The sequence below is a fragment of the Paenibacillus sp. 7541 genome, from assembly GCF_002276395.1.
Taxonomy (GTDB): Bacteria; Bacillota; Bacilli; order Paenibacillales; family Paenibacillaceae; genus Paenibacillus_AQ; species Paenibacillus_AQ campinasensis.
In genome coordinates, this window is sequence record NZ_NQLZ01000024.1 from 13,254 (window position 1) to 38,071 (window position 24,818).

The 24,818-nt window shown below is 45.0% G+C and carries 22 protein-coding genes; 16 read left to right on the top strand and 6 right to left on the bottom strand.

What is annotated here, in order from left to right:
• Positions 1–28: 28 nt before the first annotated feature.
• Both CHH75_RS15325 and CHH75_RS15330 read left to right on the top strand, forming a co-directional pair.
• On the top strand, positions 29–391 hold the full coding sequence (locus CHH75_RS15325) for a PrgI family protein (RefSeq protein ID WP_036623479.1): 363 nt from the start codon (positions 29–31) through the stop codon (positions 389–391).
• Complete coding sequence (locus tag CHH75_RS15330; protein ID WP_095267475.1) at positions 384–2,714, top strand: VirB4-like conjugal transfer ATPase, CD1110 family; 2,331 nt, start codon at positions 384–386, stop codon at positions 2,712–2,714. Before CHH75_RS15325 ends, CHH75_RS15330 begins: the two co-directional genes overlap by 8 nt.
• Positions 2,715–2,783: 69 nt before the next feature.
• Here CHH75_RS15330 and CHH75_RS15335 read toward each other — a convergent pair whose 3' ends face one another.
• Positions 2,784–3,320 (bottom strand): RNA polymerase sigma factor, encoded by a 537-nt coding sequence (locus tag CHH75_RS15335; protein ID WP_095267474.1) that lies wholly within the window; start codon positions 3,318–3,320, stop codon positions 2,784–2,786.
• 727 nt (positions 3,321–4,047) lie between these two features.
• On the opposite strand from CHH75_RS15335, the gene CHH75_RS15340 reads away from it, so the two are divergent.
• The 11 genes from CHH75_RS15340 (at position 4,048) to CHH75_RS15390 (ending at position 16,573) form a co-directional block, all read left to right on the top strand.
• A complete protein-coding gene (locus tag CHH75_RS15340; protein ID WP_244908295.1) occupies positions 4,048–4,494 on the top strand; it encodes an RNA polymerase sigma factor in 447 nt (148 codons plus the stop codon).
• A 55-nt stretch (positions 4,495–4,549) separates the two neighbouring features.
• Positions 4,550–5,023 (top strand): DUF6075 family protein, encoded by a 474-nt coding sequence (locus CHH75_RS15345; RefSeq protein WP_217989079.1) that lies wholly within the window; start codon positions 4,550–4,552, stop codon positions 5,021–5,023.
• 25 nt (positions 5,024–5,048) lie between these two features.
• The gene (locus CHH75_RS25055) at positions 5,049–7,235 is read left to right on the top strand and encodes an NlpC/P60 family protein (RefSeq protein ID WP_217989080.1); all 2,187 of its coding nucleotides are present in this window, start codon (positions 5,049–5,051) and stop codon (positions 7,233–7,235) included.
• 572 nt (positions 7,236–7,807) lie between these two features.
• The gene (locus tag CHH75_RS15355; protein WP_095267472.1) at positions 7,808–9,088 is read left to right on the top strand and encodes an alcohol acetyltransferase; all 1,281 of its coding nucleotides are present in this window, start codon (positions 7,808–7,810) and stop codon (positions 9,086–9,088) included.
• Between the two features lie 125 nt (positions 9,089–9,213).
• Positions 9,214–9,771: a DUF6320 domain-containing protein gene (locus CHH75_RS25325; RefSeq protein ID WP_244908296.1), complete on the top strand. Its 558-nt coding sequence runs from the start codon at positions 9,214–9,216 to the stop codon at positions 9,769–9,771.
• Between the two features lie 123 nt (positions 9,772–9,894).
• A complete protein-coding gene (locus CHH75_RS15365) occupies positions 9,895–10,440 on the top strand; it encodes a TetR/AcrR family transcriptional regulator (protein ID WP_369680151.1) in 546 nt (181 codons plus the stop codon).
• A 105-nt stretch (positions 10,441–10,545) separates the two neighbouring features.
• Positions 10,546–12,123 (top strand): MFS transporter, encoded by a 1,578-nt coding sequence (locus tag CHH75_RS15370; protein WP_095267469.1) that lies wholly within the window; start codon positions 10,546–10,548, stop codon positions 12,121–12,123.
• A 27-nt stretch (positions 12,124–12,150) separates the two neighbouring features.
• Positions 12,151–13,356, top strand: a complete 1,206-nt coding sequence (locus CHH75_RS15375; RefSeq protein ID WP_425320451.1) for a cytochrome P450 family protein — start codon at positions 12,151–12,153, stop codon at positions 13,354–13,356.
• Between the two features lie 851 nt (positions 13,357–14,207).
• Complete coding sequence (locus CHH75_RS15380; RefSeq protein ID WP_095267468.1) at positions 14,208–14,765, top strand: class I SAM-dependent methyltransferase; 558 nt, start codon at positions 14,208–14,210, stop codon at positions 14,763–14,765.
• A gap of 34 nt (positions 14,766–14,799) precedes the next feature.
• Positions 14,800–15,492: a response regulator transcription factor gene (locus tag CHH75_RS15385; RefSeq protein ID WP_095267467.1), complete on the top strand. Its 693-nt coding sequence runs from the start codon at positions 14,800–14,802 to the stop codon at positions 15,490–15,492.
• Complete coding sequence (locus CHH75_RS15390) at positions 15,482–16,573, top strand: HAMP domain-containing sensor histidine kinase (protein WP_095267466.1); 1,092 nt, start codon at positions 15,482–15,484, stop codon at positions 16,571–16,573. Before CHH75_RS15385 ends, CHH75_RS15390 begins: the two co-directional genes overlap by 11 nt.
• 254 nt (positions 16,574–16,827) lie before the next feature.
• Here the strand turns inward: CHH75_RS15390 and CHH75_RS15395 are convergent, their stop codons facing one another.
• The 4 genes from CHH75_RS15395 to CHH75_RS15410 all read right to left on the bottom strand — a co-directional run bounded on the left by CHH75_RS15395 (position 16,828) and on the right by CHH75_RS15410 (position 20,854).
• Positions 16,828–18,012 carry an MFS transporter gene (locus tag CHH75_RS15395; protein WP_095267465.1) on the bottom strand — a complete coding sequence of 395 codons (1,185 nt, stop codon included), beginning with the start codon at positions 18,010–18,012 and terminating at the stop codon, positions 16,828–16,830.
• A 189-nt stretch (positions 18,013–18,201) separates the two neighbouring features.
• Entirely contained in the window at positions 18,202–18,642 is a 441-nt protein-coding gene (locus tag CHH75_RS15400) for an Rrf2 family transcriptional regulator (RefSeq protein ID WP_095398605.1), read from the bottom strand.
• Positions 18,643–18,930: 288 nt separating this feature from the next.
• Positions 18,931–19,125, bottom strand: coding sequence for a hypothetical protein (locus CHH75_RS15405; protein ID WP_095267463.1), 195 nt, complete (start codon positions 19,123–19,125; stop codon positions 18,931–18,933).
• 322 nt (positions 19,126–19,447) lie between these two features.
• Positions 19,448–20,854: an MFS transporter gene (locus tag CHH75_RS15410; RefSeq protein WP_176475585.1), complete on the bottom strand. Its 1,407-nt coding sequence runs from the start codon at positions 20,852–20,854 to the stop codon at positions 19,448–19,450.
• Positions 20,855–21,025: 171 nt separating this feature from the next.
• On the opposite strand from CHH75_RS15410, the gene CHH75_RS15415 reads away from it, so the two are divergent.
• Positions 21,026–21,427 (top strand): MerR family transcriptional regulator, encoded by a 402-nt coding sequence (locus CHH75_RS15415; RefSeq protein ID WP_095267461.1) that lies wholly within the window; start codon positions 21,026–21,028, stop codon positions 21,425–21,427.
• 135 nt (positions 21,428–21,562) lie between these two features.
• Positions 21,563–22,564: a zinc-dependent alcohol dehydrogenase family protein gene (locus tag CHH75_RS15420; RefSeq protein WP_095267460.1), complete on the top strand. Its 1,002-nt coding sequence runs from the start codon at positions 21,563–21,565 to the stop codon at positions 22,562–22,564.
• A 30-nt stretch (positions 22,565–22,594) separates the two neighbouring features.
• Here the strand turns inward: CHH75_RS15420 and CHH75_RS15425 are convergent, their stop codons facing one another.
• A complete protein-coding gene (locus CHH75_RS15425) occupies positions 22,595–23,788 on the bottom strand; it encodes an MFS transporter (protein ID WP_095398606.1) in 1,194 nt (397 codons plus the stop codon).
• A 97-nt stretch (positions 23,789–23,885) separates the two neighbouring features.
• Between CHH75_RS15425 and CHH75_RS15430 the strand changes: the two genes are divergently transcribed.
• Entirely contained in the window at positions 23,886–24,761 is an 876-nt protein-coding gene (locus CHH75_RS15430; RefSeq protein ID WP_095267458.1) for a LysR family transcriptional regulator, read from the top strand.
• The last annotated feature ends 57 nt before the right edge of the window (positions 24,762–24,818 follow it).

Consider the following 24,818-nt stretch of genomic DNA (forward strand, 5'->3'; position numbering starts at 1 on the left):
ATTTTAAAGGCTAAGGGAGGGATGACATGTGGAAGTGAAAATCAACCGGGAGATCCGGGAATATACGGAAAGCATCTTTTTTGGACTGTCCTTGCGACAGTTCTTTTTTTCTGTTTTGGCCGTAGGTGTGGCGATAGCGCTGTACTTTATGCTGCGCAGTCGTTTCGGCATCGAGACACTCAGTTGGGTATGCGTCTTGGGTGCGGCCCCATTCGCCGCCCTGGGCTTTATCCGGTACCACGGTATGAATGCCGAGCAATTGCTATGGGCGTATATCAAATCGGAATTTTTAATGCCGCGGCGCTTGGTCTTCCACTCGACGAACACGTATGCGGCGGCGTTAAGCAAGACCATAGAGCAGTATGAAAAAGGAATGAAACGCCATGATTAAGACGTTAAGTCGTATCATCAAGCAGGATAAGGAACGGTTTGTCATACCGAAAGGCGTACAACAAGTGATCCCGATTCGCTCAATTTGGGCGGACGGGATTTTTTTAGTTGGCAATAAGTTTTCCAAGACGTATCGATTCGAGGACATCAATTATTCCGTCGCCTCCCGCGAAGATAAGGAAGCGATGTTCCTGTCGTATTCCGAATTGCTCAATTCCTTTGACAGCGGGGCGACAACGAAAATCACCATTCATAACCGGAGGCTGAATCGAGCGGATTTTGAAAGCTCGGTCTTCATTCCGCTGCAGCAAGATGAACTGGACGAATATCGACAAGAGTATAATCAGATGCTGCTGGAAAAATCCGTTGGGGCCAACGGTACGATTCAAGAGAAGTATATAACGATATCCATTGCCAAACCCAATATCGAAGAAGCCCGGCATTATTTTTCTCGAGTTGGGACCGATCTGATCGCCCATTTTTCCCGTCTCGGCTCCAAATGTACGGAACTGGACGCCACTGAGCGGTTGCGTATTTTTCACCATTTCTTCCGCCAGGGAGAGGAAACGGACTTTCGTTTCGACTTATCGGAAACGATGCGCAAAGGACATGATTTCAAAGATTATATTTGTCCGGATACGTTTGAGTTTGAAAAGGATCATTTTCGGATGGGGAAGCTTTATGGCCGGGTCATCTTCCTGCGTGAGTATGCCAGCTATATCAAGGACAGCATGATATCCGAGCTTTGCGACCTGCACCGCAACTTATTTCTGTCCCTTGACATCATTCCGATACCAACGGATGAGGCGGTTCGCGAAATCGAAAACCGTTTGTTGGGCGTGGAAACGAACATTACAAACTGGCAGCGGCGGCAAAACAATAACAACAACTTCTCCGCTGTTATCCCATATGACATGGAGCAGCAGCGAAAAGAGAGCAAGGAATTTCTGGATGACCTAACGACTCGCGACCAACGCATGCTGTTTGGCTTATTGACGATGGTGCATGTGGCCGAAAGCAAGGAGCAGCTCGACAACGATACCGAAGCGATATTGACGACAGCCCGCAAACATTTGTGTCAGTTCTCGCCCCTTACGTACCAGCAGATGGACGGTCTGAATACCGTGTTGCCTTATGGTTTACGGAAAGTACATGCCTTGAGAACGTTGACGACAGAAAGCACAGCGGTGTTTATCCCGTTTCGGGCGCAGGAAATCATGCATGAAGGCGGTATTTACTACGGACAAAACGTCATCAGTAAAAATATGCTCATTGCCAATCGCAAGCAGTTGCTCAATGGAAACAGCTTTATTTTGGGGGTATCGGGCTCCGGAAAAAGCTTTACGGCAAAAAGAGAAATCGTCAATCAAATACTGGCCAGTGGTGATGACATTATTCTGATTGACCCGGAACGTGAATATTCCGCCTTGGTAGAAGCACTGAGAGGCGAGACGATTCATATCTCGGCCACGTCACCCAATCATATCAATGCGATGGATATAAACCGGCAATACGGTGACGGAGCAAATCCGATCATTTTAAAATCCGAATTTGTTCTTTCGTTATGCGAGCAACTCATTGGCGGTTATCAGTTGGGAGCGAAGGAAAAGTCGATTATCGACCGTTGCACGGCCAGTGTGTATCGAAAATATCTGCAAAGCAATTACAAAGGGCAACCGCCTACCTTACAGGATTTTCGAGCGGAACTGCTCAAGCAATCCGAGCCGGAGGCGCAGGACATCGCGCTGGCGATTGAACTGTTTACCGCTGGCAGTTTGAATACGTTCGCCCAGCCGACTAACGTCAACGTTCATAACCGGCTGATCTGCTATGATATTTTGGATTTGGGCAAGCAACTGTTGCCGATTGGCATGCTGGTTGTATTGGACAGCATTCTGAACCGGATTACACAAAATCGCGCCAAGGGGAAAAACACGTTTATCTTCATCGATGAAATTTATCTGCTTTTCCAACACGAGTACAGCGCCAACTTTTTGTTCACGTTATGGAAACGTGTCCGAAAGTATGGCGCTTTTTGTACGGGGATTACGCAAAACGTGGATGATTTGTTGCAAAGTCATACGGCCCGAACGATGCTGGCCAATAGCGAATTTATCGTGATGCTGAATCAGGCCAGTACGGATCGCAAGGAGTTGGCGGAACTGCTTAATATTTCGGATCTCCAGCTTTCTTATATTACAAACGTCGATGCCGGGAATGGGCTGTTAAAGGTCGGCAGTTCTCTCGTGCCATTTACAGATAGCTTTCCAAGGCATACAAAACTTTACCGTTTGATGACCACGAAGCCGGGAGAATCACTGTAAACCCTTGGCAAGCGGCTGATGGGATGCTTCATCAGCTGCTTGCCGATCATATCTATTTGGAATCACGAGCTATGTACCAATGTTCTCATACACAATGACTTTGATTTTTTTCTTTAGTCTGTAGATTCGACTGGTCACAGCCGTCTGAGACAAGTGGTACTTGCTGGCTAATTGAGTGATGGTTAATTGGCGCTGGAAGTAATCGGTATATAACTGATGCTCACGCGGATCAAGCTGACTTAATACGTACTCCACCAAGGACTCAATGTCAACCGTGGCGAGAAAGGCTTCATCCAAATCGTAGCTCACGGCTGTCAATCGTTCGGCCAGATTTCCGTGAAGGATGATCTCATACTTTCTTTTGGTGTACTGTTTTCGGAATGTGGAGTTGACCTGATTTCGAGATGTTCGATAGAGCCAGCCTTCAATGTTCGGGTGTGATTTCAATTTGGCAGCTTGCTTGCCAGCGTGCAGAAATGTAATTTGCGTACAATCTTCTGCCAGATCGGCAGGGTGTCCTTTGAGCAGCCTTCTGCAATAAGTATAGATTTTCTCAAAGTATCTGCGAAAAATGTCTTCCAAGAATTCCTGATTACCTTTGTACATCCTTTCATCCTCCTTCCTTGATTAAGAGTGACCAGGGCTTCTTATCAATCGACACGTTTTGATCCCTTGTCAAACCTCTTTTTTTCATCCCCTCCTCTACTGAGATATGAGACTCAGGAAATATGTCCTGATTATCAATATCTTACCATTCCAATAGACCTTTACTCTACAGATGGCAATAGGGATGTAGGTGTGAATTGTGACATTTTGAATGAAATTTGGAGATAGAACGTGATTTTTGGCATTTCAGGCGATATGAAGAGTGAGGGTATATTTTACTATTCTAGTACTCGATTACAAGACTATTTAAATTACTCTAGTTCTACGACTGTCGGGTTAATCTGTTTTCCATTGAGAGGAGTTGTTTCATTATCGGTCTTTCAAAATACGGATGGTAGCACCTAATCTGCATACATAACTGAACAACAGGGCTTGCTTCTCATCATGGTGTTGCCATGAGAGCGGGAGTTGATATTGTTGGTTAATATCAAGTCGCGTGCAGCTCGTGCTGCCAGAGAACAGGCCCTAACTGAATTCGCTATCAGGCTCATTGAAGATGTGCCGCTGACGCGTTTGCCATGCTTGCAGAATGGTGTTACACGTTCAGTGGATCAAAGTTCGAACCCTTCGTGTGTACTTTCGAAGGGTCTTTTTTGTTTTTCTTTATTACGCATCAAGTTTAAAGGCGGCACAGGCTGCCGTTCACCTCCTCCTTGTTTTGGTTTGCTTGGCAATCAAAACAAGGGAGAGGGATGAGAAAAAAATCAATCTTCGCGACATGTATCCTTTCTATCAAACGGATTTCTGGGTTGAGGTGGATGAGGAAATCGTACAGGAGATGCGACGTTTTGAGTTGCTTGAAAGCGCTTATAAATTACGTGCTTATCGTCATCGGGCATATTATTCTCTGGATCGGAACGATGGCATCGAAAACGATATTCTGTTTCCTTCTCGGTCAACTGAAACGGAGTATGAAGAGATGGCCTTTCGAAGAGAGCTTTACGCAGCGATGTGTCGATTACCGAAAAAGTCGTTTCGACGTATTTACGCACATTATTTTTTAGGGATGAGTAAGGTCGCTATCGCTCGTGTAGAGCAGGTGGATGAAAAGGCTGTACGCAAGTCCATCGAAAGCGGGCTGAAGAAGTTGAAGCAAATTCTCGGGAATAAGTGATTTTGAATCATAGGGTCCGATTTTATTCCCAAAATGAAAGGGCTATTAGAGGGTGATGTTCAAGGCGACGATTGGCGGTTATATGACTAATCGTCGCCACTATGAAAGGAGTGCTAGAGTTATGTTTCCCGGTATGTTTTGTGATGTGGAACACGAAAAGTTTTACAGTGATATGCTGAGCCGTTTTCATCGCCAAGATGCCTATCATCGTGCGTTGTTTTACACGTTAGGCTTGACGCGAGAAACGAGGACGCATGTTCAGGACTTGTTTGACTTTTCAAACGACAGCATCCGACCGAAAGGTTTAAAGGCCTTCTGGCAAACAGGTACTTCCCTTCGAGCAAGCCGCTTGGCCTTTAATCTGTGGAACGGATGGGCAGAAGAACAGCAGGAACGGGATTCCACGCCGCACGAGTTGTTTGATTGTCGTTATGCGCCTTATTTCTTTGAGGCGATTCGCTTGCGTTATCCGGAATATTGCAGGAGTCACGACCGGGTTCCCCAACGAATGAACGGTCCAACCCGCTAGTGGATATGCCAGGAGGGCAACCTTGATGAAGGACATAAAGACAAGGACACGTGTGAAAACCATAAAAAAGCTGGATCGATTCTCCAACTTGATGGCAAAAGCAAAGCCTGTAGATTTGCGTTCTAAACATAGGTCATCTAATCGTCATGAATTGGAATCTACAGGTTCCTCTGTGGTACACGCGCAAAACCAATCCGTGAGGGCGGCAAAAACCACGCTGCGCAAGGGGATGCGCATCAGTGCAGGTGTGAGCAAAGGAGCAATTCGTCTTCTTTGGAAAAAACGGGAGCGCTTGATAGGGACGGAGAAAGAGAAAGAAACCATGCCTCAGCAATCGGGGGAAACGTCAAGCGGTCGGCGTTCAGGTAAGCAAAGCGGCATTCAAGCAAGCAAACGTTCGGTTGTTTCTGATAAACAGCAAACGCTGTCCGCTCATTCAACAGGTGTCATACAAGGAAGAGATAATCGTCAGGCTATACATTCATCTTCCCAAACCAAGCGACCATTGCGTTTGCGGAAGCCTGTTGGCGGGAAATATCCTTTGTTTTCCATGACAGTGACAGGAAAACAGCGGCATATTCATCAAATGGTACGGGCCAGGATTGTTAGTCGGAGACTAGCTCAACAACCCCAGGCTCAAGCTAAAAGTGAAACACAGTTAAACCCGATGTCAAAACCTGTCGAGAAGCGTGTCACGACCACGAACACCCTATTCAAGACTACCGTGCGTTCTCGTGACAAACGTTCGAGTCTACAACCCCGTGAAATGACAATCGGGAGGAAACGAATTCCCGCCCCCGTTTGTTCTTCCGCTCATAAGCTGGTGAAGCCGCATGCAGGTGTATCCAGGCGTGCCAAAACGGGCGGTAAAGTCACCAAGGTGCTTTCCCATTCAGTAAAGCCGATTCATCAGTCTAACCAAGAAAAAGGACAGGTCCATAATCCAACAGATAGGATGAAACATAAAGCCAGGGAAGCGCAAAGAGCAGCCTTTCGATTGATGACCATGCACCGTTCAAAGCAGCGGCTGCAAGCTGTTGCCAGATGGAACATTCGCATGATTCGTGTAGCGGCCAAAATGACTGCGGTACTCGCCAAAGGCATGATCGCTCTTTTAGGTGTTAGCGGTACGGTGATCATCTTGCTATGCATCATGATGGCTGTTACTGCGGTTGTATCATCTCCTTTTGGCATCTTTGTCTCCAGTGATAATACGGATAGCGATGTATTACCGCTTTCTGACATCGTACAAGACATGGACAACGAATTTGCTGTCCGACTGGAGGACATACGTCGGGATGCAGGCTCAGTGGATCGTGTAGAAATCCATTATCTCGGAAGCGCTGATAATACTCGCATCGATAACTGGATGGACGTCATCGCGGTCTTTGCGGTTCGTACCGTAATGGACAGCGAAAACGGCATGGACGTAGCCACACTGGACGCCACTCGGGTGGATGTGATTCGCTCCGTCTTTTGGGACATGAATGAACTGGACTCTTACGTGGAAACGATTGAACACAGGGAAACGATTACGGTGGAACATGAAGATGGGAGCACGAGTGAGGAAACGATTACCTGGTATGAGTCGGTGTTGCACATTACAGTTGCCAGTCACACTGCTGGGCAGCAGGCCGACATCTACGACTTTGCAATCGAACAAAGAGAGATCATGCATGAAATGTTGTCGGCGGAGTTCCGACCGCTTATGTTCGCGCTTCTCGGTAAAGATATGGATGTAGGGTTAACGCCTGAGCAGCTTGAAATCGTTTATCACGATCTGCCGGAAGGGGAATGGGGCGGTGAAGCTGTCCGCTTGGCATTGACTCGCTTGGGCGATCCATACAGTCAAGTTTTGGCCGGGCAAGACCGCTATACAGATTGCAGTTATCTTGTTCAATGGGTGTACCGGCAGTTGAGCATTCAGTTGCCGCGGACGGCGGCTGAACAAGCCAGACATTGTGTCGATAACGGGTGGACAATCCGTTTTGAAGATTTGGCTCCGGGCGATTTGGTCTTTTGGAGCTATGCCAGCAATGGTCGGTTTATGGACATTACCCATGTTGGCATCTATGCCGGAAACGGCAAGGTCGTCGATGCTTCATCCACTCGCGGACAAGTGGTTTACCGGAATTTGTTTGACGCCGATCAGCAGGTGCTGTATGGGCGGCCGTTTCAAATGAAAGAATTGGGATATTCATTCAGTAGATGAACAGCAATGGAACCGAATTCAAGAAGGATTGAAAAATGAATACTTAACACTTTTGGAATCTATTGACGCTATTGATTGGAATGAACAATCTGTCACAGCAGTAGCTACTTTGGCCCATTCAGCATACCATCTCGGACTCTTCGCCAAATGTTAAATGTGATTAAGGCGTAGCTTTGACATAAAGTTCTATAATTAACCGAGTATCGGTGCAAGGAAAGGCAGTCGGGCGCTTATCCGAATTCATTTGATTTGGTTCACAATGATTATGTACCGTCTCGCTTCTTTTCACAAAATGACATCGAAAAAGCATATCGAATTCAGCAAATCGATCAGTCTTTTTCCCAACGTTGTAGCGAATTCAGTGAGGGACAAAGTGGAGTATGAAGAGGTTGCATCAACGACATTTGATTCAATGGTCACAGATTTTTTTGAGCCTTAATTCTGGTCAAATCGGTTCGAAAAAATATTGAGCTTGCAAATAAAAGTATGCCGCTTTATAATAATTTAAAACGAGGAAACTATTAAGGTTTTTTTAGTTTTCAAATTCAAGTCGCGTATAAGGAGACAGATTAATGGAGGATTGGAGTAAACTTGATCACGCAGGTAAGCTGTTTCCAGCAGTAGCCGGGAAAGAAAATTCTTCTACCTATCGATTGTCGATGATTCTTACTAGCCCGATCGACCCTGAGCTACTGCAAAAGGCCTTGGACAAAGTGATTTCTAGATTTCCGAATTTGAATGTAGAACTTCAAAACGGTTTGTTCTGGAAATTTCTTCGCCAGAAAGAATCGAGGCTCATAGTCGAGCAAGAAACGAACTATCCTTGTGCGCCAGTGAATCTGTCAGAACAATATGGAAGCTTAGTACGGGTGCTGTATTACAAAAACAAGATCAGCATTGAAGTTTTTCATGCTATAACGGATGGTGGGGGGGCACTTGAATTTCTCAAAACATTAGTATTCCAGTATTTATATACAAGTGGTGTTCAGATAGATGACAGGGAAGGGGTAATTCTTCCTCCTGATTCATTTGCTCGCTATGCTGAAGCGCAGGATAGCTTTAGAGCTTACTACACGAATAGTCAATCACACTTGAAAGACGAGGTATCAAATGCACTGAAAATTCCGGGCACACGCTTCATGCCTTACGGACATAATGTCGTGCACGGTTTTATTCACGCTAACCAGTTAAATGCAGCAGCAAAGATACAAGGAGTAACTGTTACAGCTTACCTGACGGCCATTCTGATCATGGCGGTTCATGCCGCTACTATGACTATTAACAGCGAGAGCCAACAGTCAATTGTAATCAGCCTACCCGTCAATTTGAGGAAATTATTCCCTTCAATCAGTTTGCGAAATTTTTTTACTGTAATCAACATTGAAATATATATGAAGCAAGAACTGACATTTGAACAAGTGCTTGAAGCGGTAAGTGAGCAAATGAAGAAAAAAACAAAGAAACCGTATTTATATGAGACGATAGCAAACAGTATGAAATATGAGAAAAACTGGTTGTCTAGGTTTGTACCACTCAAGTTAAAAAACCTAGCCATGCGGTATGGTTTTGATAGGTACAGTGAGGCTGTCAAGACGATGACGCTTACGAATTTAGGCAGAATCAGTATTCCGTCCAGTATGACACAATATGTTGAAGCGATGGAGACGACGATGTATCCAACCTCTAAAACTCCAATAAATTGTGCCGTGTGCTCAGTCAATGAAACACTCACAATAACCTTTGCACGCAATATTTTAGAAAGTGATGTTATAATGCATTTTTTTCGACTGCTTAGCGGTCTAAGCGGACTGGAGTTGAAGATTGTCAGCAATGATTGGGGGATGGAAACATGAAGTGTGAAAGCTGTGGCGTTATCGTAGATCCTTCGCATGCTACATGCCCATTGTGTCGAAGGAAATTTGGCAGAGAGACTGCTGGAATCTCTACTTTAACTAATCAATTGTACCCATTCTATTTGATGTCGGATAGGCAACATAAGAAGTCTAGCGAGAACATATCCAAGTGGCTCTCTTTTATCGTGGTATCCGTCATTAGCGTTCTTCTTATTGTTAACATACTGAGTTCTAGGGAGAACATGTGGAGTTTGTATCTATTACCTTGTTTGCTGTATATATGGCTTTCCATTAGGCATACCATTGTAGGGTCCGCCCATCTCGGCCGTAAAATCCTAGTCCAGTTGTTTGGGCTGTCGATTATGCTGTTGTGGATCGATGTGGTGGGGGGTTCGCATTACTGGTCGACAGAGTATGTGATTCCATTTGTACTGATAGCGGCAACACTGCTTGTTACTCTCATTTGTTGTACGGGAAGGTCAAAATGGCGAGGGCTTATAGGTTGCTTACTGAACCTGCATTTCCTAAGTTTTGTTCCGTTGCTGTTATATTTATTAGAATTGTCACAAGTTTTGTGGACTGCCGTTGCGGCCGCCTTGCATTCGTTGATAACATTTGGCGGCATGCTGCTACTCGCAGATAACAGCTTTCGCGAAGAAATTAAGCTAAAATTTCATGTTTGATGGATCAGGAGGCGGTGGCTGCATTGCAAAAATATAATACAAGACTATATAATAAATCGAAACTGATAAAACCATTATTGGCTCTTTAGTATCGAAGGAGGCGTAACAATCAAACATCGTATTATTGAGGCATTCGCTGAAGAATTGAAGGAAAGTGGCATAAAGTTAACCATGGATGATTTGGCCCGCAGACTAGGAATTAGTAAAAGGACGCTCTACGAGCATTTTTCATCCAAGGCGGAGATATTAGATGCATTAATTGAAGAGACCTTTTCCGAAGTGGACAATATAACGGAGCAAATATTGAATAATTCTAATTTAACGCTTGTCGAGAAGATCAAAGGCGTTATAAATGCCTTGCCAACGCATAAAGAGCTTTACGATCGAGTCCTATTAGAGCAAATCAAGCGATCTTATCCAGAACAGTGGAGCAAGGTCTCAAAAGTTTTTACGGAGGACTGGAACGAACTGCAAGCCTTAATCGAGCAAGGGATACACGAAGGAGTCATCATTAACAAAAATGCCACATTAATTGTAAAGTTGATAAGAGAAGCGATCCAATCCGTGCATGATCAAAGATTCTACATGCAAAACAATATTTCCACTACAGAAGCTGTCATGCAAATTACGGATATTATCTTGTTCGGGCTGATCTCCAAGGAAAAATAAAGAAGGGTACTTCCACGCCTTTCTTTTTTTGTCGAAACTATAAAAACAATAATAGTTTTTTTTGGTTAAAAGTGACTTAAAGTAATTATAGAGGAGGGGAACGCTATGGACAAAATTGAAAACAGAACGACAGGTGAACAGAAAAGGACGGGGGAGGCTGCGGCTATAGAAGCTCCGGCTAAAGCCGGGGCCAGGGAGTGGCTCGGATTAGGCGTACTTGCGCTGCCAACCTTGCTCATGTCTATGGATATTAGCGTACTTTATCTGGCGCTTCCGCATTTGGCGGCAGATCTTGCTCCGAGCAGCACGCAAATGCTGTGGATGGTGGATATCTATGGCTTCACACTGGCTGGCTTCCTCATTATCATGGGAAAACTGGCTGACCGCATTGGACGCAGAAAGCTGCTTATGATCGGTGCAGCTACATTCGGTGTGGCTTCCGTGCTTGTTGCCTATTCGAGCAGTGCGGAAATGCTGATCGCAACCCGTGCACTGCTGGGCATCGCAGGTGCAACCTTGATGCCTTCCACATTATCCTTATTAAGAAATATGTTCCTGGACCCTCAGCAGCGCAGTAGTGCGATTGGCGTATGGATGATGTGCCTAGTGGCGGGGAGTGTGCTTGGTCCGGTCGTCGGGGGATTGATGCTGGAATGGTTCTGGTGGGGCTCTGTTTTTCTACTGGGCGTACCCGTGATGCTGTTGCTGCTTGTTACTGCTCCGTCCTTGCTGCCTGAATATCGGGAGCCGACAAACGAACGTCTGGATTTGCTTAGCGCGATCATGTCCCTGGCAGCCATCCTGTGCGTGGTTTATGGTATTAAGAGTATGGCCAAAGAAGGGCTCGATGTGTTGTCCATCTTGATCATAGCCGCCGGTTTGCTCATTGGGTGGGGGTTTGTGTATCGACAAAATGATGTGAAGGATCCTTTAGTGGATATTAGGCTGTTTCGCCTTCCTGTTTTTAGCGGCGCGCTGTGCATGATGCTGCTTGGCTTGCTTACCATAAGCGGCCTTAATTTTTATATTGCCCAATATTTGCAGCTTGTGCAGCATCTGTCCCCGTTTATGGCAGGGCTTTGGCTGATCCCGTCAGCAGGGGGAATTATTATGGGCTCAGTGGCAGCCCCGTGGTTTGTCCGTCGCTTTCCCCCAGCTTATGTGATCGGGACGGGTCTATTCATCTCCTGTACAGGCTTGGCTGCCATTACCCAGGTAGAGGCTGCTTCAGCTTTGTCTGTCCTGGTTGTTGGCAGTGTGGTCTTTTCGATAGGCATAGCGCCGTTAACGGTGCTGGGGACCGACCTCATTATCGGAGCAGCCCCGCCGGAAAAAGCCGGATCTGCCTCCGCGATATCGGAAACAAGTGCCGAATTGGGAGCAGCATTAGGAATTACCATAATGGGAAGTATTGCAACAGCGGTTTATGATCGCCAAATAAGCCGTTCGCTGCCCGAGGAACTTCCCGTTTCCGCAGTACAGGCTGTAAAGGACTCTCTCCCAAGCGCTGTGGAGGCGAGCGCAGCCTTGCCCGCAGAGCTGGCAGCAGAGGTAGTCGGATTGGCGCGCGAGGCATTCACAGTGGGCTTGAATACGATTGCTGCCACTAGTGCCGTGCTTGCTTTACTAGTGGCTGGGTTAACCGTTTTTCTGCTGCGTAACGTATCCGCCAGAACTGAATGATGTATCCAAAAAAACATTAGGAAAGGATTGAGTATTTTGAGTTCCAGAAATAAAGATTTATTTTCTTTTGAGTTTAGCCAAGATCCCTACCCAACATTTAAAAACCTACGTGAAAATGAGCCTATTCACCTCGCTAAGATGAATAATGGTCAATACACATGGGTTGTTACTAAGTATGAAGATGCAGTAGCAATATTAAAGGATCCTCGTTTTACAAAGAACTTCAATTATTTCGCTACTGAAGACAAGCAGGACAAGGGGTCAGCAAATCTTTTAGTACAAAATATGTTATTTTCTGATCCTCCCGATCATACGCGTCTACGCGGCTTGGTCCATCAGGCTTTTACACCGCGTATGATTGAAAGTTTACGGGGGCGTATTGAGGAAATCACACATGAGTTACTCGATGCAGTTCAAAATAAAGGTTACATGAATTTAATCAATGACTTTGCATTTCCATTGCCCATTATTGTTATATGTGAACTGCTTGGTGTACCAAGCAAAGATCGAAATGAATTTCGTAAATGGTCTAATACACTTGTTGATCCACCCCAAGAACCAGAACGAATAGAAGAATTACAAACTCATTTGGAGGAATTCGTTGCATACTTGCAGCAGTGGTTTGAGCAATGTCGGGAAAACCCTCAGAATGATTTAATTAGTAAACTAATTCAAGCTGAGGAAGATGGTGATCGTCTAAAAGAAGAAGAGCTGTATGGAATTGTCTCGCTTTTAATTATCGCAGGACATGAAACGACCGTTAATCTGATCACTAATGGAGTCTATGCTTTATTAACACATCCCGATCAAAAGGTAAGGTTGCAAAATGAACCAAATTTAATAAAGTCAGCCCTTGAGGAAATTCTACGCTATAATGGGCCTGTTCAATTCAGCACAAACCGATGGGCTACTGAAACAATTAGATTAGGAGATAAAACAATTCATGAAGGAGATCAAGTCCTTGTTGCTTTAAATTCTGCGAATCATGATCCTGAGCAATTTCAAGATCCCGAAGTTTTTGATATCACTCGTGGACAAAATAAACATCTTGCATTCGGTAAAGGCATTCACTACTGTCTTGGGGCTCCTTTAGCGAGATTAGAAGGAGAAATTGCCATTACAGCATTGTTGAAACGAATGCCAGAAATACGGCTAGCTACAGAAGTAGAGAATTTGAAGTGGAAACCTGGAATGCTGATGCGTGGTCTAGAAGAATTACCTGTTTTGTTTTAGCTTTAAATTACAGAGCGATGACTACTATACCCGAGAGCGGACAATCTATTTGAAACTTGGCCCGTTTGATAACATCTTATCGGCGCTGCAGTTCACAGGCTGCAGCGTTTATTGTAACATACAAATTTTACAGAATGCTCTTGTTTTCAGTTAACGATACACCTGTTCGATTATGCAAGTTGGATTCCTCACAATCTCTCGAAACACTTGAGTCTGCGTAGAGGTCATCAGCCCGCAATATCCTCGCTTACCGAGGAACAAGTGTGATTCCATGATTCAAACAACCAGATCAACCTACATTTACCTGCTACAATTACATAGTACATAATTTTTGAGCATTGTTGCCGTTATTCATTACAAGCGTATGAAAATTGGAGGTATTAGTAGTGGGATATGGACAGAAGTAGCCTTTCCTGAATCAGTCTCCGCCACCGCCATCAGATCTGCTGTCGGTATCATGATCTATATGATTTTTTCTCCAACTGAATAAAGATAATCTTTTCAAGGAAAATAAGGGAATGGTCTGTCCTGATGTGATCATATTGAGTATGAAAATGACATTTGTAGTATGCTGATCCGATTGTTTTAAGCTTTGATTTTAAAGCTCTTTCGTTGTGTCAATCATATAATAAACCCTAAGATTGAATGAATTTTTTAAGTAAAGTGAAGAAGACATGGTGTGAAGTATTCTAGAACTTGACCATTAAACAGCATTAATGAACACCTCTCGACAGGGGTGGGAATGTTATTGACGAAGTGCTTTCTTACCTTCAGAATTTATTCAGAAAATCCCTTAATATTTCTTTAAGTGTATTCGCTATGATCATCCTTAAAGACAAGGAGGGATTTCGATGGAATATAAAGAAGCATTGTTATTTGTTCAGACATTTGTGCAATCTCCCAAATTAATAGGAAGCATTGTGCCAAGTTCAAGCTTTTTAGGGCAAAAGATGGCGAATAGCGTTCCGTGGAAGGAAATTCATTATGCTGCAGAGCTGGGTGCGGGTACCGGTGCGATTACGAAGTATCTTTCGCAAATCCAACTGCGGGAACTGGTCTTATTTGAACAGGACGAGCGGCTTCGAGACAATTTGGCTAAAGCGTATCCGGATTTCAGATGCTATCCCAATGCGCTTCAAATGAAGGCAATGCTTCAGCAGTCAGGGATCGGTGCATTGGATTGCATATGGAGCGGACTTCCCTTTTTTAATTTTTCCAAATCCGTCCGAGAGACGCTTTTAGAGCAAATTTCAACTTGTCTTAAACCCGGCGGCTGGTTTGTTGCTTTTCAGTACTCGCTTCAGATGAAAAAAGAGTTAAGTGAAAAGTTCAATCTGCAGCAGATTAAGTTTATCCCTTTAAATATACCGCCAGCATTTTTGTATGTGTGCAGAAAGAAATTCAACTGATGTTGAAGGAAGAGTCGAAAGGAGGTAAATCCGCATGAGCACGTATATACTCGTTGTTGATGATGATCCGGAAATACGGGATGTCATTCATATATATCTGCGAAATGAAGGATACGATGTAATTGAGGCAGAAAACGGTCATGAGGCTGTTGAATGTTTGAAGCGACAAGCATTTGATGTCATTATTATGGACATCATGATGCCAAACTTGGATGGAGTGCAAGCGTGCTTGAATATCCGGCAACAATCGAACGTGCCCATTATCATGCTTTCGGCCAGAACAGAGGATTTGGATAAAATTACAGGATTGTCGAGTGGAGCCGATGATTATATGACGAAGCCTTTTAATCCTTTGGAATTAGTGGCACGAGTGAAAGCACAACTGCGAAGAAATAGCATGTATGTGAAATCGGCACAGGAAGAAGATAACATTCAAATTGGGGGCCTCGTCATTGATCCCGACCGACACAAGGTAACGGTTGACGGAAGGGACGTTAAACTGACGCCGACTGAATTTGCCATTTTGGAGTTACTGGCTTCAAACCCCAACATTGTTTTCAATACGGATAAAATATATGAACGCGTTTGGAAGGACCCATCCTTGTCATATACCGAAAATACGGTCATGGCGCATATTCGCAACTTGCGGGAAAAAATTGAGAAGGACCCGAGAAAGCCGATGTATATTAAGACGGTTTGGGGAGTTGGATATAAAATTGAACAATAAATGGTTTCACAAATTAAACCTCAGGGAGAATCTCAGCTATCAAATTTTAGCGGCAGCTCTGGGCAGTGCCGCTTTAGCTTTACTAGTCATGTCAGTGATTGGCAGCTTGCTGAATGCGACGCCGTATGGATTCACTTTTTTTTACGTCCCGATATTCGCTTTTCTGGGCACCTTTTTTCTCTGCTTTTCCTTGTTCACCTATCGGATTCGAATGTATTTTCATGAAATAACGGATGGACTAAAAAAGATAGGCGATGCCAAACTGGATTACCGGATACCGGTCACAAGAAAGGATGAGCTAGGCGAGGTAGCCTTGGCAATGAACCGTATGGCGCAACAGCTTCAACAAACAATTGAACGGGAACGCCTTCAGGAGCAGATCAAAATGGAACTGATTACAGGTCTATCTCACGATGTCAGGACACCATTAACAAGTATTAATGCATACCTCGATCTGATTCGGACAGAATCTTTTAAAAACCGGCAGGAATATCAGCGGTTTGTAGATCATGCTTGCCGCAAGCTTGAACAGTTAAACAAAATTGTTGATCATTTGTTTGAGAACACCCGATTAATGAATCCGAATCTTCGCCTTTCCTTGCAGGCGTTAGATTTTCAGCACTTGGCCGAGCAAATCGTGCATGAGTTTGAGCCGCTGGCAAATGAAAAAGGGTTAGCGGTTACAACCAAATGGGAAAAGAAAAACGTGATTGTGTCCATTGATGCAGAAAAATTGGTCAGAGCAATAGACAATTTGCTTTTGAATGCATTGAAGTTTTCACATAGGCCCGGGACCATCAACATTAGATTGTACATGGTCGAAGATGGTTATGCTGTTCTAGAGGTTGAAAACTTTGGAACCCCGATTACAAAAGAGGACGAGCAACAGCTGTTTAATCGTTTTTATCAAGTCAGTCGTCATCTTGATCCAAAACTTCCTGCAGGTTCGGGCTTAGGTCTTTCCATTGTCCAGAATATCGTTGAGCAGCATGGAGGATATATTGCATTCGAGCACAACGATGGGCGTTTTGTTTTCTCAATACTTTTACCGATTGCAAAGTGCAGCTCAGAGCATCTTTAATGTTCTGCAATTAAAAACAACCCTTTCACTAATCAAGCCCGATGGGCACGGATACGATGTCAATCAAATAGATCAAATAAGGGCTGATAGGCGGGCATGTTCGTCCGTGCCACGACTTCACACTTTTATAAGATAACGAAGACACCGATCGTGATACTCCTGCACTCACCGTTAATGCGATCAAGACTCATAAGGGAGGGTATGGCAGTGACGCTGGCTAGCTGACTCTCACCGGACCTATCCGTGAAATCTAATTAAACGGTTTCCCTATTCTCATGCTGCCCAGCAGATGGTGTGTGTTGCATAGAAAAGGAAATCCACGCGGCAATCATGCCTAGAATAACCAGCCCCCCTCCAATCCAGGGGGTGACGGCTACCGAGCCTGCGGCATTTACAGCAACTCCTCCAAAACCGGCCCCCACGGCAATGCCAAACTGCAGCACCGAAGTATTTAAGCTTAAAGCCAAATCAGGAGACGCTGGTGTTTGTTGTATGAAATACGTCTGTAATGTAGGGGAGGTCATCCAAGCAGAGCCAACCCAGACCGCGACAATTGTGATTGTGGACAGCATCGCTATGTTCATAATGGGAAGGAGCAGCAAAGCAAGCGCATGAATGGACATACTGATCACAACCGTTTTGACAAGACCCCACCGATCTGCACCATAGCCTCCCAAGCGTGAGCCTGCCATCGCGAAAATACCTAGTATGAACAACGTAAGACTTACGGCAGCGGTATCCATGTTCACTGTTTCCCGAAGAAAAGGAATCAAAAACGTATACGTTATCGCATAACCGGCAATCCAGAATAACGTGATAAAGTAACCACTCACAATCTTACGGTTCTTAAATACCGCGAATTGTTGCTTGAAAGGTATGGCTTCACCACCGGCTATGGCAGGAATCAAGCGTACGATGCCAAGCATGACTATAAAGCTTGCAGTGGCCAATACAGCAAACGAACCTTGCCAACCGATCCAGCCGCTAAGCGCTACTCCAAGCGGCACGCCAAATACAAGCGATCCGCTGATTCCCATTGTCAGTGTGCCGATCGCATTGCCCAGCTTCTCCGGGGAGACGAGTTTGAAGACCGTGCTCATGGCAACAACGGTGTACACTCCACCGCTTACGCCTAATAATAAGCGCGAAACGAACAACATGATAAAATTTGGACTCCACCAAGCAATCAGGTTACCGATAATAAATAGACCTATAGCCGCAACCATTACTTTTTTTCGTTCCATACGCGCAGTCAGCATAACGACTAATGGTGCGCCAATGGCGTAAGCCAGAGCGTAGGCTGTCACTAACTGTCCGGCTAGCGCGATACTAACCTGGAGATCATACGCTACCATATCAACTACGCCTGCAATTATATATTCAGCCGTTCCTGCCAGGAAAGCCCCGATGGTCAAAAGTAAAATAATCAAACGATTCATTATAAAACTCCCTTTCGCATTTTATCAATACAACTAAACCAGTTACATTGATGGTCAAAATTTTTTGTCTAATCATTTTTTTATTAAAAAAAGACGTGTTCAAAAGGTGGCTGCTTGATCATAACGACAGCAAACCATCCTTTATCGCATTGAAAATTCATTACGTTTTGAACACGTTGAACACGCACACTATAATGAGGCTTGCGTAAGCGTTTCTTTTAATAAATCGGCTATCGAATATTCAGACAACTGATTCTTCATTGCATTCTCTGCTTTTCCATAAATCGTATTTAATGCCGGACGTATTCCCTTGGCGATGAGACAGGTATTGCTCGGGGTGCTGTGATGTAGCTCGAACAACGGCTTTTGCTCCACCGCTTCATATACCTGTAACAATGTAATATCTTCTGGACGTCTTGCCAGCTTCCACCCAGTATCTTTCCCCCCGTGTTTTACGGAGACAAGATGCGCCCTGCCAAGCATTCCCAAAATTCGACGGATAAATACGGGACTGGTGCCCACACTCTCCGCTATCCGATCAGAAGGAACATGCTCCGTATTCTCTTTACTCATTTCAGCAATCCAGGTCAATGCATGAAGTGCAACCGTAAATCTGCTAGCGACTGCCATTGAAATCCCTCCCAATAAAACCATTTTAGTTACATTGCTTGCGTATGTCAACGATAAGCGTTAACAAATGATGTATTCTATTAAAGGGATCAAGGTTCTGCATTTCAAAAATTCGCTATCATGCTGTACAATATGGCGCCAAGGAACTTAAGCTGTGGTCGAAAAATACAGGTGACGGAAATGATTTAGATTTTAGAGTCTGTTAGCTGACTCATGTTTGAAATATTGGATGGAGCACAAAAGCGTGGGGGCCTTGCAGGGGAATGTTTACAGAAGAAGCCTATTTAATCAGTCTCCGCCACCACCATCAGAACCGCTGTCGGCCCCAGGATCTGTATGATTTTTTTCACCAACTGAACTGCTGCCGACCGGACCAACATCGCCATTTAAGTTTTTTGAACGCATATTTCGATTGGCATACATGATAAATAACACAAAACCTGCACAAGCAAGTAAGACGAAAAACTTAATAATTGGGGGCATATTTATTACTCCTTTCGTTTAGGGCTTATTTTCAATGCAGCATTTAATGCGGTGCTTTGATCGGAATTTAAGTCAGGGAAACTTCTTCCCACTGTTCCACCGAACAGAATACAGTAATACTCGCTTGCTTGGAGACGGACACGATGCACGGGAGGGGGGGATGTATCTGGCGGCGAAAGTCGCCGCCAGCTGATTAACTCCGGCATGTTTGCGCGTTTCATATGCACATGCTCCCCTAATCGCACAGCGGTTTCATTAAATTATAGTATAAATGAGCCAAGCCATTCAAGCGGATGAATGATCTTTGGTGAGTCTGCCCTGGTCAATGTTTATACCGAAAAACGGCAAAGGTGATAACAGCTATTCCAAATGTAATTGCTGCGCTGGTCGCACCGACTACGTGCAGTCCGAAAGTAAAGGAATCATGGGTTGCGTTTAACATGTTGGTGCTTCCCATGACAGCAGAGCCCACACTTCCTAATACCGCAACTCCAAGTGCCATTCCAAGCTCCGTACTCATTTCAGATAAGGCAGAGGCTGTACCCGATTTTTCAGCCGGTGCCGACCCGACAACCAGATTTACACCGAGCGACTGAACCATACCTACTCCTAAGAACGAAATGACCAGACTTGTGATGAGCAACGGCAACCCGGCTTCCGTTTTAACCCCGTTTAAGAACAGAAATCCGACCACGGAGACCAGCAATCCGGATCCGACTACGAAACCCGGATTCATTTTCTGAGCGAGATTCGGGGCGAGCATCGAGCCGCAAATAACAGCGAATGCAGAAGGGAGAAGCCATAAGCCGGCTTGTAGGGGTGATAATTCCAACACCAACTGCAGAAACTGTGTGGCAAAGAGATAAACCCCGCCTATAGCCAAATTGCATAATAACAAAACGGCTAATGCAGTACTGAACGGCCGCTGTCGGAACAACTGCAAATCCATCAACGGATTCGGCAAACGCCTCTGTCGAAGTACGAATATCAGACCGAGCAGCAATCCGACCACAATCGAAACCAGAGGGAGCGCATTCAATCCGGATTGGGCTATGTTTTTGATTCCGAAGATGAGCGCCATAATAAAAGCCAATGATAGGATCACACTAGGTAGATCTAGCCGAACCGTCAGCGCCCCCCGATATTCAGGAAGTAAGAACGGAGCGGATACCAGCAGCAGTATGGTAACAGGAACTGCTAACAGAAATACCGATCCCCACCAGAAGAATTCAAGCATGATCCCGCCTGCCATCGGACCAATGATAGTCCCCACTGCAAAAGAACTCATCCATATACCTATCGCAATGCCTCTTTGCCTCTCTAGTTTGAACATATGTCCTATTAAAGAAAGGGTGGAAGGCATGAGGGCTGCACCGGCGACTCCCAAAAAAGCACGAGTTGCAATCAGCATTTCCGTGCTATTGGAATAGGCTGCAAGCAGTGAAGCGATACAAAACGAAATTGCCCCAAATACGAGCATTTTTCGATGTCCAACGCGGTCGCACAAATTTCCCATCATCATTAAAAAACCGGCTACCATAAACCCATAAATATCGACAATCCATAACGACTGGATACTGCTCGGATTCAAATCCTGGGTGATATGCGGAAGCGCCATATACAGAACGGTCATGTCCATGGCGAGAATCAAAACGGGCAGCGTGAGCACTGCAAGCCCCATCCACTCTCGTATCCCCGCTCGGTCCGTGTTCCTATTCAAGTTGTTCATCGTCTTCATCCCTTTACGAAATTGTGATAAACTCACCTTAAAACATGACACCGTGTTAGGGTCAATCCCCGAAAGCAGAATCTTGACCCTGACGTAATGTCATGCTTTACCATCTAATGAAGATACCAATTCTTTTGGAGAAAGAGCAGGATAAGAAAGGAATTGAAGACGATGAGAATCGGAGAGTTATCGGAGAAAACGGAAGTGAGCATTCGATCGTTACGCTATTACGAAGAAAAAGAACTCATAAAACCGCAACGTTTGGAAAATGGATATCGCGAATATCAACAATCGGACATCGAACGGGTGAAGACTATTCAGCTGTTACTGGATATCGGCTTCAGCACAGACGAAATTAGTCCGATATTAAACTGTTCATCGGATTCACCTTCGCCGACCGAGATATTTGAGATGGCACCCGCTCAATGCGCACCGAAAGCAATATCGATGTATAGTGAAAAATTAAGAAACACGCAGGAACAAATCAAAAAATTGAAAGAAACCGAAGCAAAATTAAGCCATCTGCTTTCTTATTGGCTAGAGGTTGAAAACAACCGACAGCTCCAAAGCTAAATCCCCCTCACGTTCCCATTGTTCACTATGCATACAGGACTTATCGAAACGACAAAACCGTATACCGCTGCAAATTTTTTACATCGGTACTATTTGACGAGAAAAATTTCAAATAAACAAGGACCAGGAGGATGTATGAAAGCAAAATGTATTAAATTCTGTAAGTTTGGAATTCCTCAAGATGTCCTGAAAGTCGAGAACAAAACCATTGAAGATCCAAGGGACGGAGAAGTCTTGGTGCGCATGATCACCCGTCCGATTAATCCATCAGACTTGATCCCTATTAGCGGGGCATATGCTCACCGAACCTCGTTGCCAATGATCCCCGGTTATGAAGGGGTGGGTTTAATCGTGGAGGTAGGTCCGTTCGTCAGTAGACAACTTGTTGGCCAGCGTGTTCTGGCGCTGCGAGGGGAAGGTACTTGGCAGGAATATGTGAAGACACCGGCAGCGTTTGCTGTTCCAATACCCGATTCGATGGAGATTCACTTAGCGGCTCAGTCATATATCAATCCATTAACTGCGTGGCTTGCCTGCCAAGAAATATTAGCGTTAAAACCGGATGATGTGGTGATAGTCAACGCCTGCGGATCCTCCATTGGCCGCATATTCGCACAGCTGTCCAAGATCATCGGTTTTCAGCTGATTGCCGTTACGAGGAGCGGCATTTATACCGAGGAATTGCTGCGGCTCGGCGCTTCTTTTGTGATCAATACAGCCGTCATGTCCTTGCATGAAACTGTGATGGAGTTGACGAAAGGGGTTGGCGCAACTGCTGCAATTGATTCCGTCGGCGGGTCATCGGGCACAGAGCTGGCTTTTTGCGTGCGGCCCAACGGAATTTGTTTAAGCATTGGACTTTTATCAGGCGCGCAAGTCAACTGGGCAGACATTACAAGTAAAGCCAAAGTCAACGTTAAGATGTTTCATTTGCGACATTGGAACCAACAAGTATCCGTACAGACGTGGCAAGAAACATTATCGCATCTCATTTCGTTGATCGCTGATAAAAAACTGACACTTATGAAACCCGCATCTCACTTTAATCTAATGGACATCAAAGAAGCGGTGCGTGTTGCTTCAAGCTTCGAATACTATCAAGGTAAGATCTTCTTAACCAGTGGCAACGTTAAATAAATGAGCGATGGAACCGATAACGTCAATCGCTCATTTATCGCAAGCTATCTGGGTAAGCGTGTCATCATAGTTGCAGGGCTGTTTCTCACGCGAAGTAAATGAATATATCGCTGTAGCTAACGCAATGAGGACAACCATTCCGCTTAGCCAACCCAGATGCAGCACGGATACGTTGTCAATCACTACACCTCCCAGAGCGGCACCTGCTGTCATCCCGATATTCATCAATGCCGTATTAAAGCTTAAGACGGTTTCCGAGGCTTGCGGCCTTAATGAGATCAAATAAAACTGGCTGGCAGGCGTGGTCGTCCATGCCGCTGCTCCCCAGATCATCAAGATCACGAAGACACCGAGCGATGTCCCCTGCATCACCGAAAGTGCAATCAAGGCTGCCGCATGTAACAGCAGACTTATAAATATCGTGCGAACGGGCCCCCACTTATCCACGGCATACCCGCCGAACCGCGCCCCGATAAAGGCAAACACACCTAGAACGAACAACGCCGTACTGATCCCTTCGATAGAAAAGCCAGCCAAACGGGCCAGAAATGGACCAATATAGGCAAATATCATCGTGTAACCGAGAATCCAGAACACAGTGATCAACAAACCCGTAATCAAAGGTTTGCTTCGCAGCAAATGCAATTGCTGTCTCCATGGCGTAGGTTCAGTTCCATCCAGCTTCGGAATGAATCGATAAAGCAAAAGGAAGGTGACCAGCGTTATGACCGCAATCGTTAAATAAATGTATCGCCAGTCCATATAGGCAGCCATCAGCGTTCCGAACGGCACCCCGAGCACCAAAGATACCGAAAAGCCCGTCATCACGATGGCGATTGCGTTACCACGTTTATCCGGTTGTGCAAGCCTGGCTGCATAATGTGTGGCAATGACGATATACAGCCCGCCGCTCATCGCTAAGACAATACGTGAAAACATCAGGAGGCCGAAATAACTGCTAAAGAATGCGATCAGGTTGCCCGCTATAAATGTAAGCATGGCGAATAGTAACACTCGTTTACGTTCAAACTTGGCTGTCAGCATGACTAGAAAAAGAGCCCCGAAAGCATAAGAAAGCGAAAAAAACGTAACTAATTGACCGGCAGCGGCGATCGATACATCCAGATCCTCCGCGATCAATTCTAAAATGCCGGAAACGACAAATTCGGCCGTACCCGTTACAAACGCGCCTAATGCAAGTAAAAAAATTGCGAATCGATTCATTATCTCTCTTCCCTTCTCATGATCCTGCCCTTATTTTAAACAGTGTGTTAAGATTAGTAAAATTAATGTTGTTCATATAGGAGATGAGCAAAAGATCATGACTATTGCCCGTTTCGAAGTGTTTTCCAAAGTGGTTGAATTGGGGAGTTTCACAAAAGCCGCGGATCAATTGAATATGACGCAATCAGCTGTCAGCCATGCGATCGCTAACTTGGAGTCCGAATGGTCTACAACGTTGCTGATTCGGGATAGGAAGAATGGACTACTGCTTACGGAGGTAGGACAAAGAACGATTGTTCACATAAGGGAAATACTAAACCGAATGGAAATTATCCAGCAGGAGATCGCACGAGCCGCGAAATTAGAGGTTGGAACGATCCGCATCGGTACGTTTGCCAGTGCTTCGGCCTGCTTGCTGCCCAAAATCCTGGCTAATTTTCAGAAGCAGCATCCTAAAATCGAGTTTCGCTTTTTTGAGGGAACGTATGAAGAGATAATAGAATGGTTATCTACTGGTGTGATCGATATCGGGTTCGTCGTACAGCCAGACGCGAAATCAGCCGTCGAATGGATTCCGCTGGCGAAAGACGAGATGGTTGTTGCTTTTTCCAAGGGACATAAATTTAACCAGGATGATGTCGTCCCGGTTCGGTCTTTGCAGGATGAACCGTTTATTATGCCGACGGGAATGTACCAGTCCCATGTTCAAGAGATATTTCAGCAAGCGAAGGTGGCGCCTTGTATCCGTTTCGAAGTGAAGGACTGCAATACCATCGCCAATATGGTACAAGAAGGGCTTGGTATTACCATTGGTCCTGCTCTGTTTTTGAAGACACAACCCAACCTTCAAATCAGGCGTTTGGATGTGGAGCATTGGCGAACTGTCGCCCTTGCTTGCCCCTCGATTGCCGCTTCCTCTCCTGCCGTAAAAGCTTTTCTTGCTGTAGCCAGCCATGTTTTGAATAAGTCTTAAAAACAAAGGAAAGCATGAAGGTCGATGCGATTTCTTTATTACTGTATTCGGTATAGA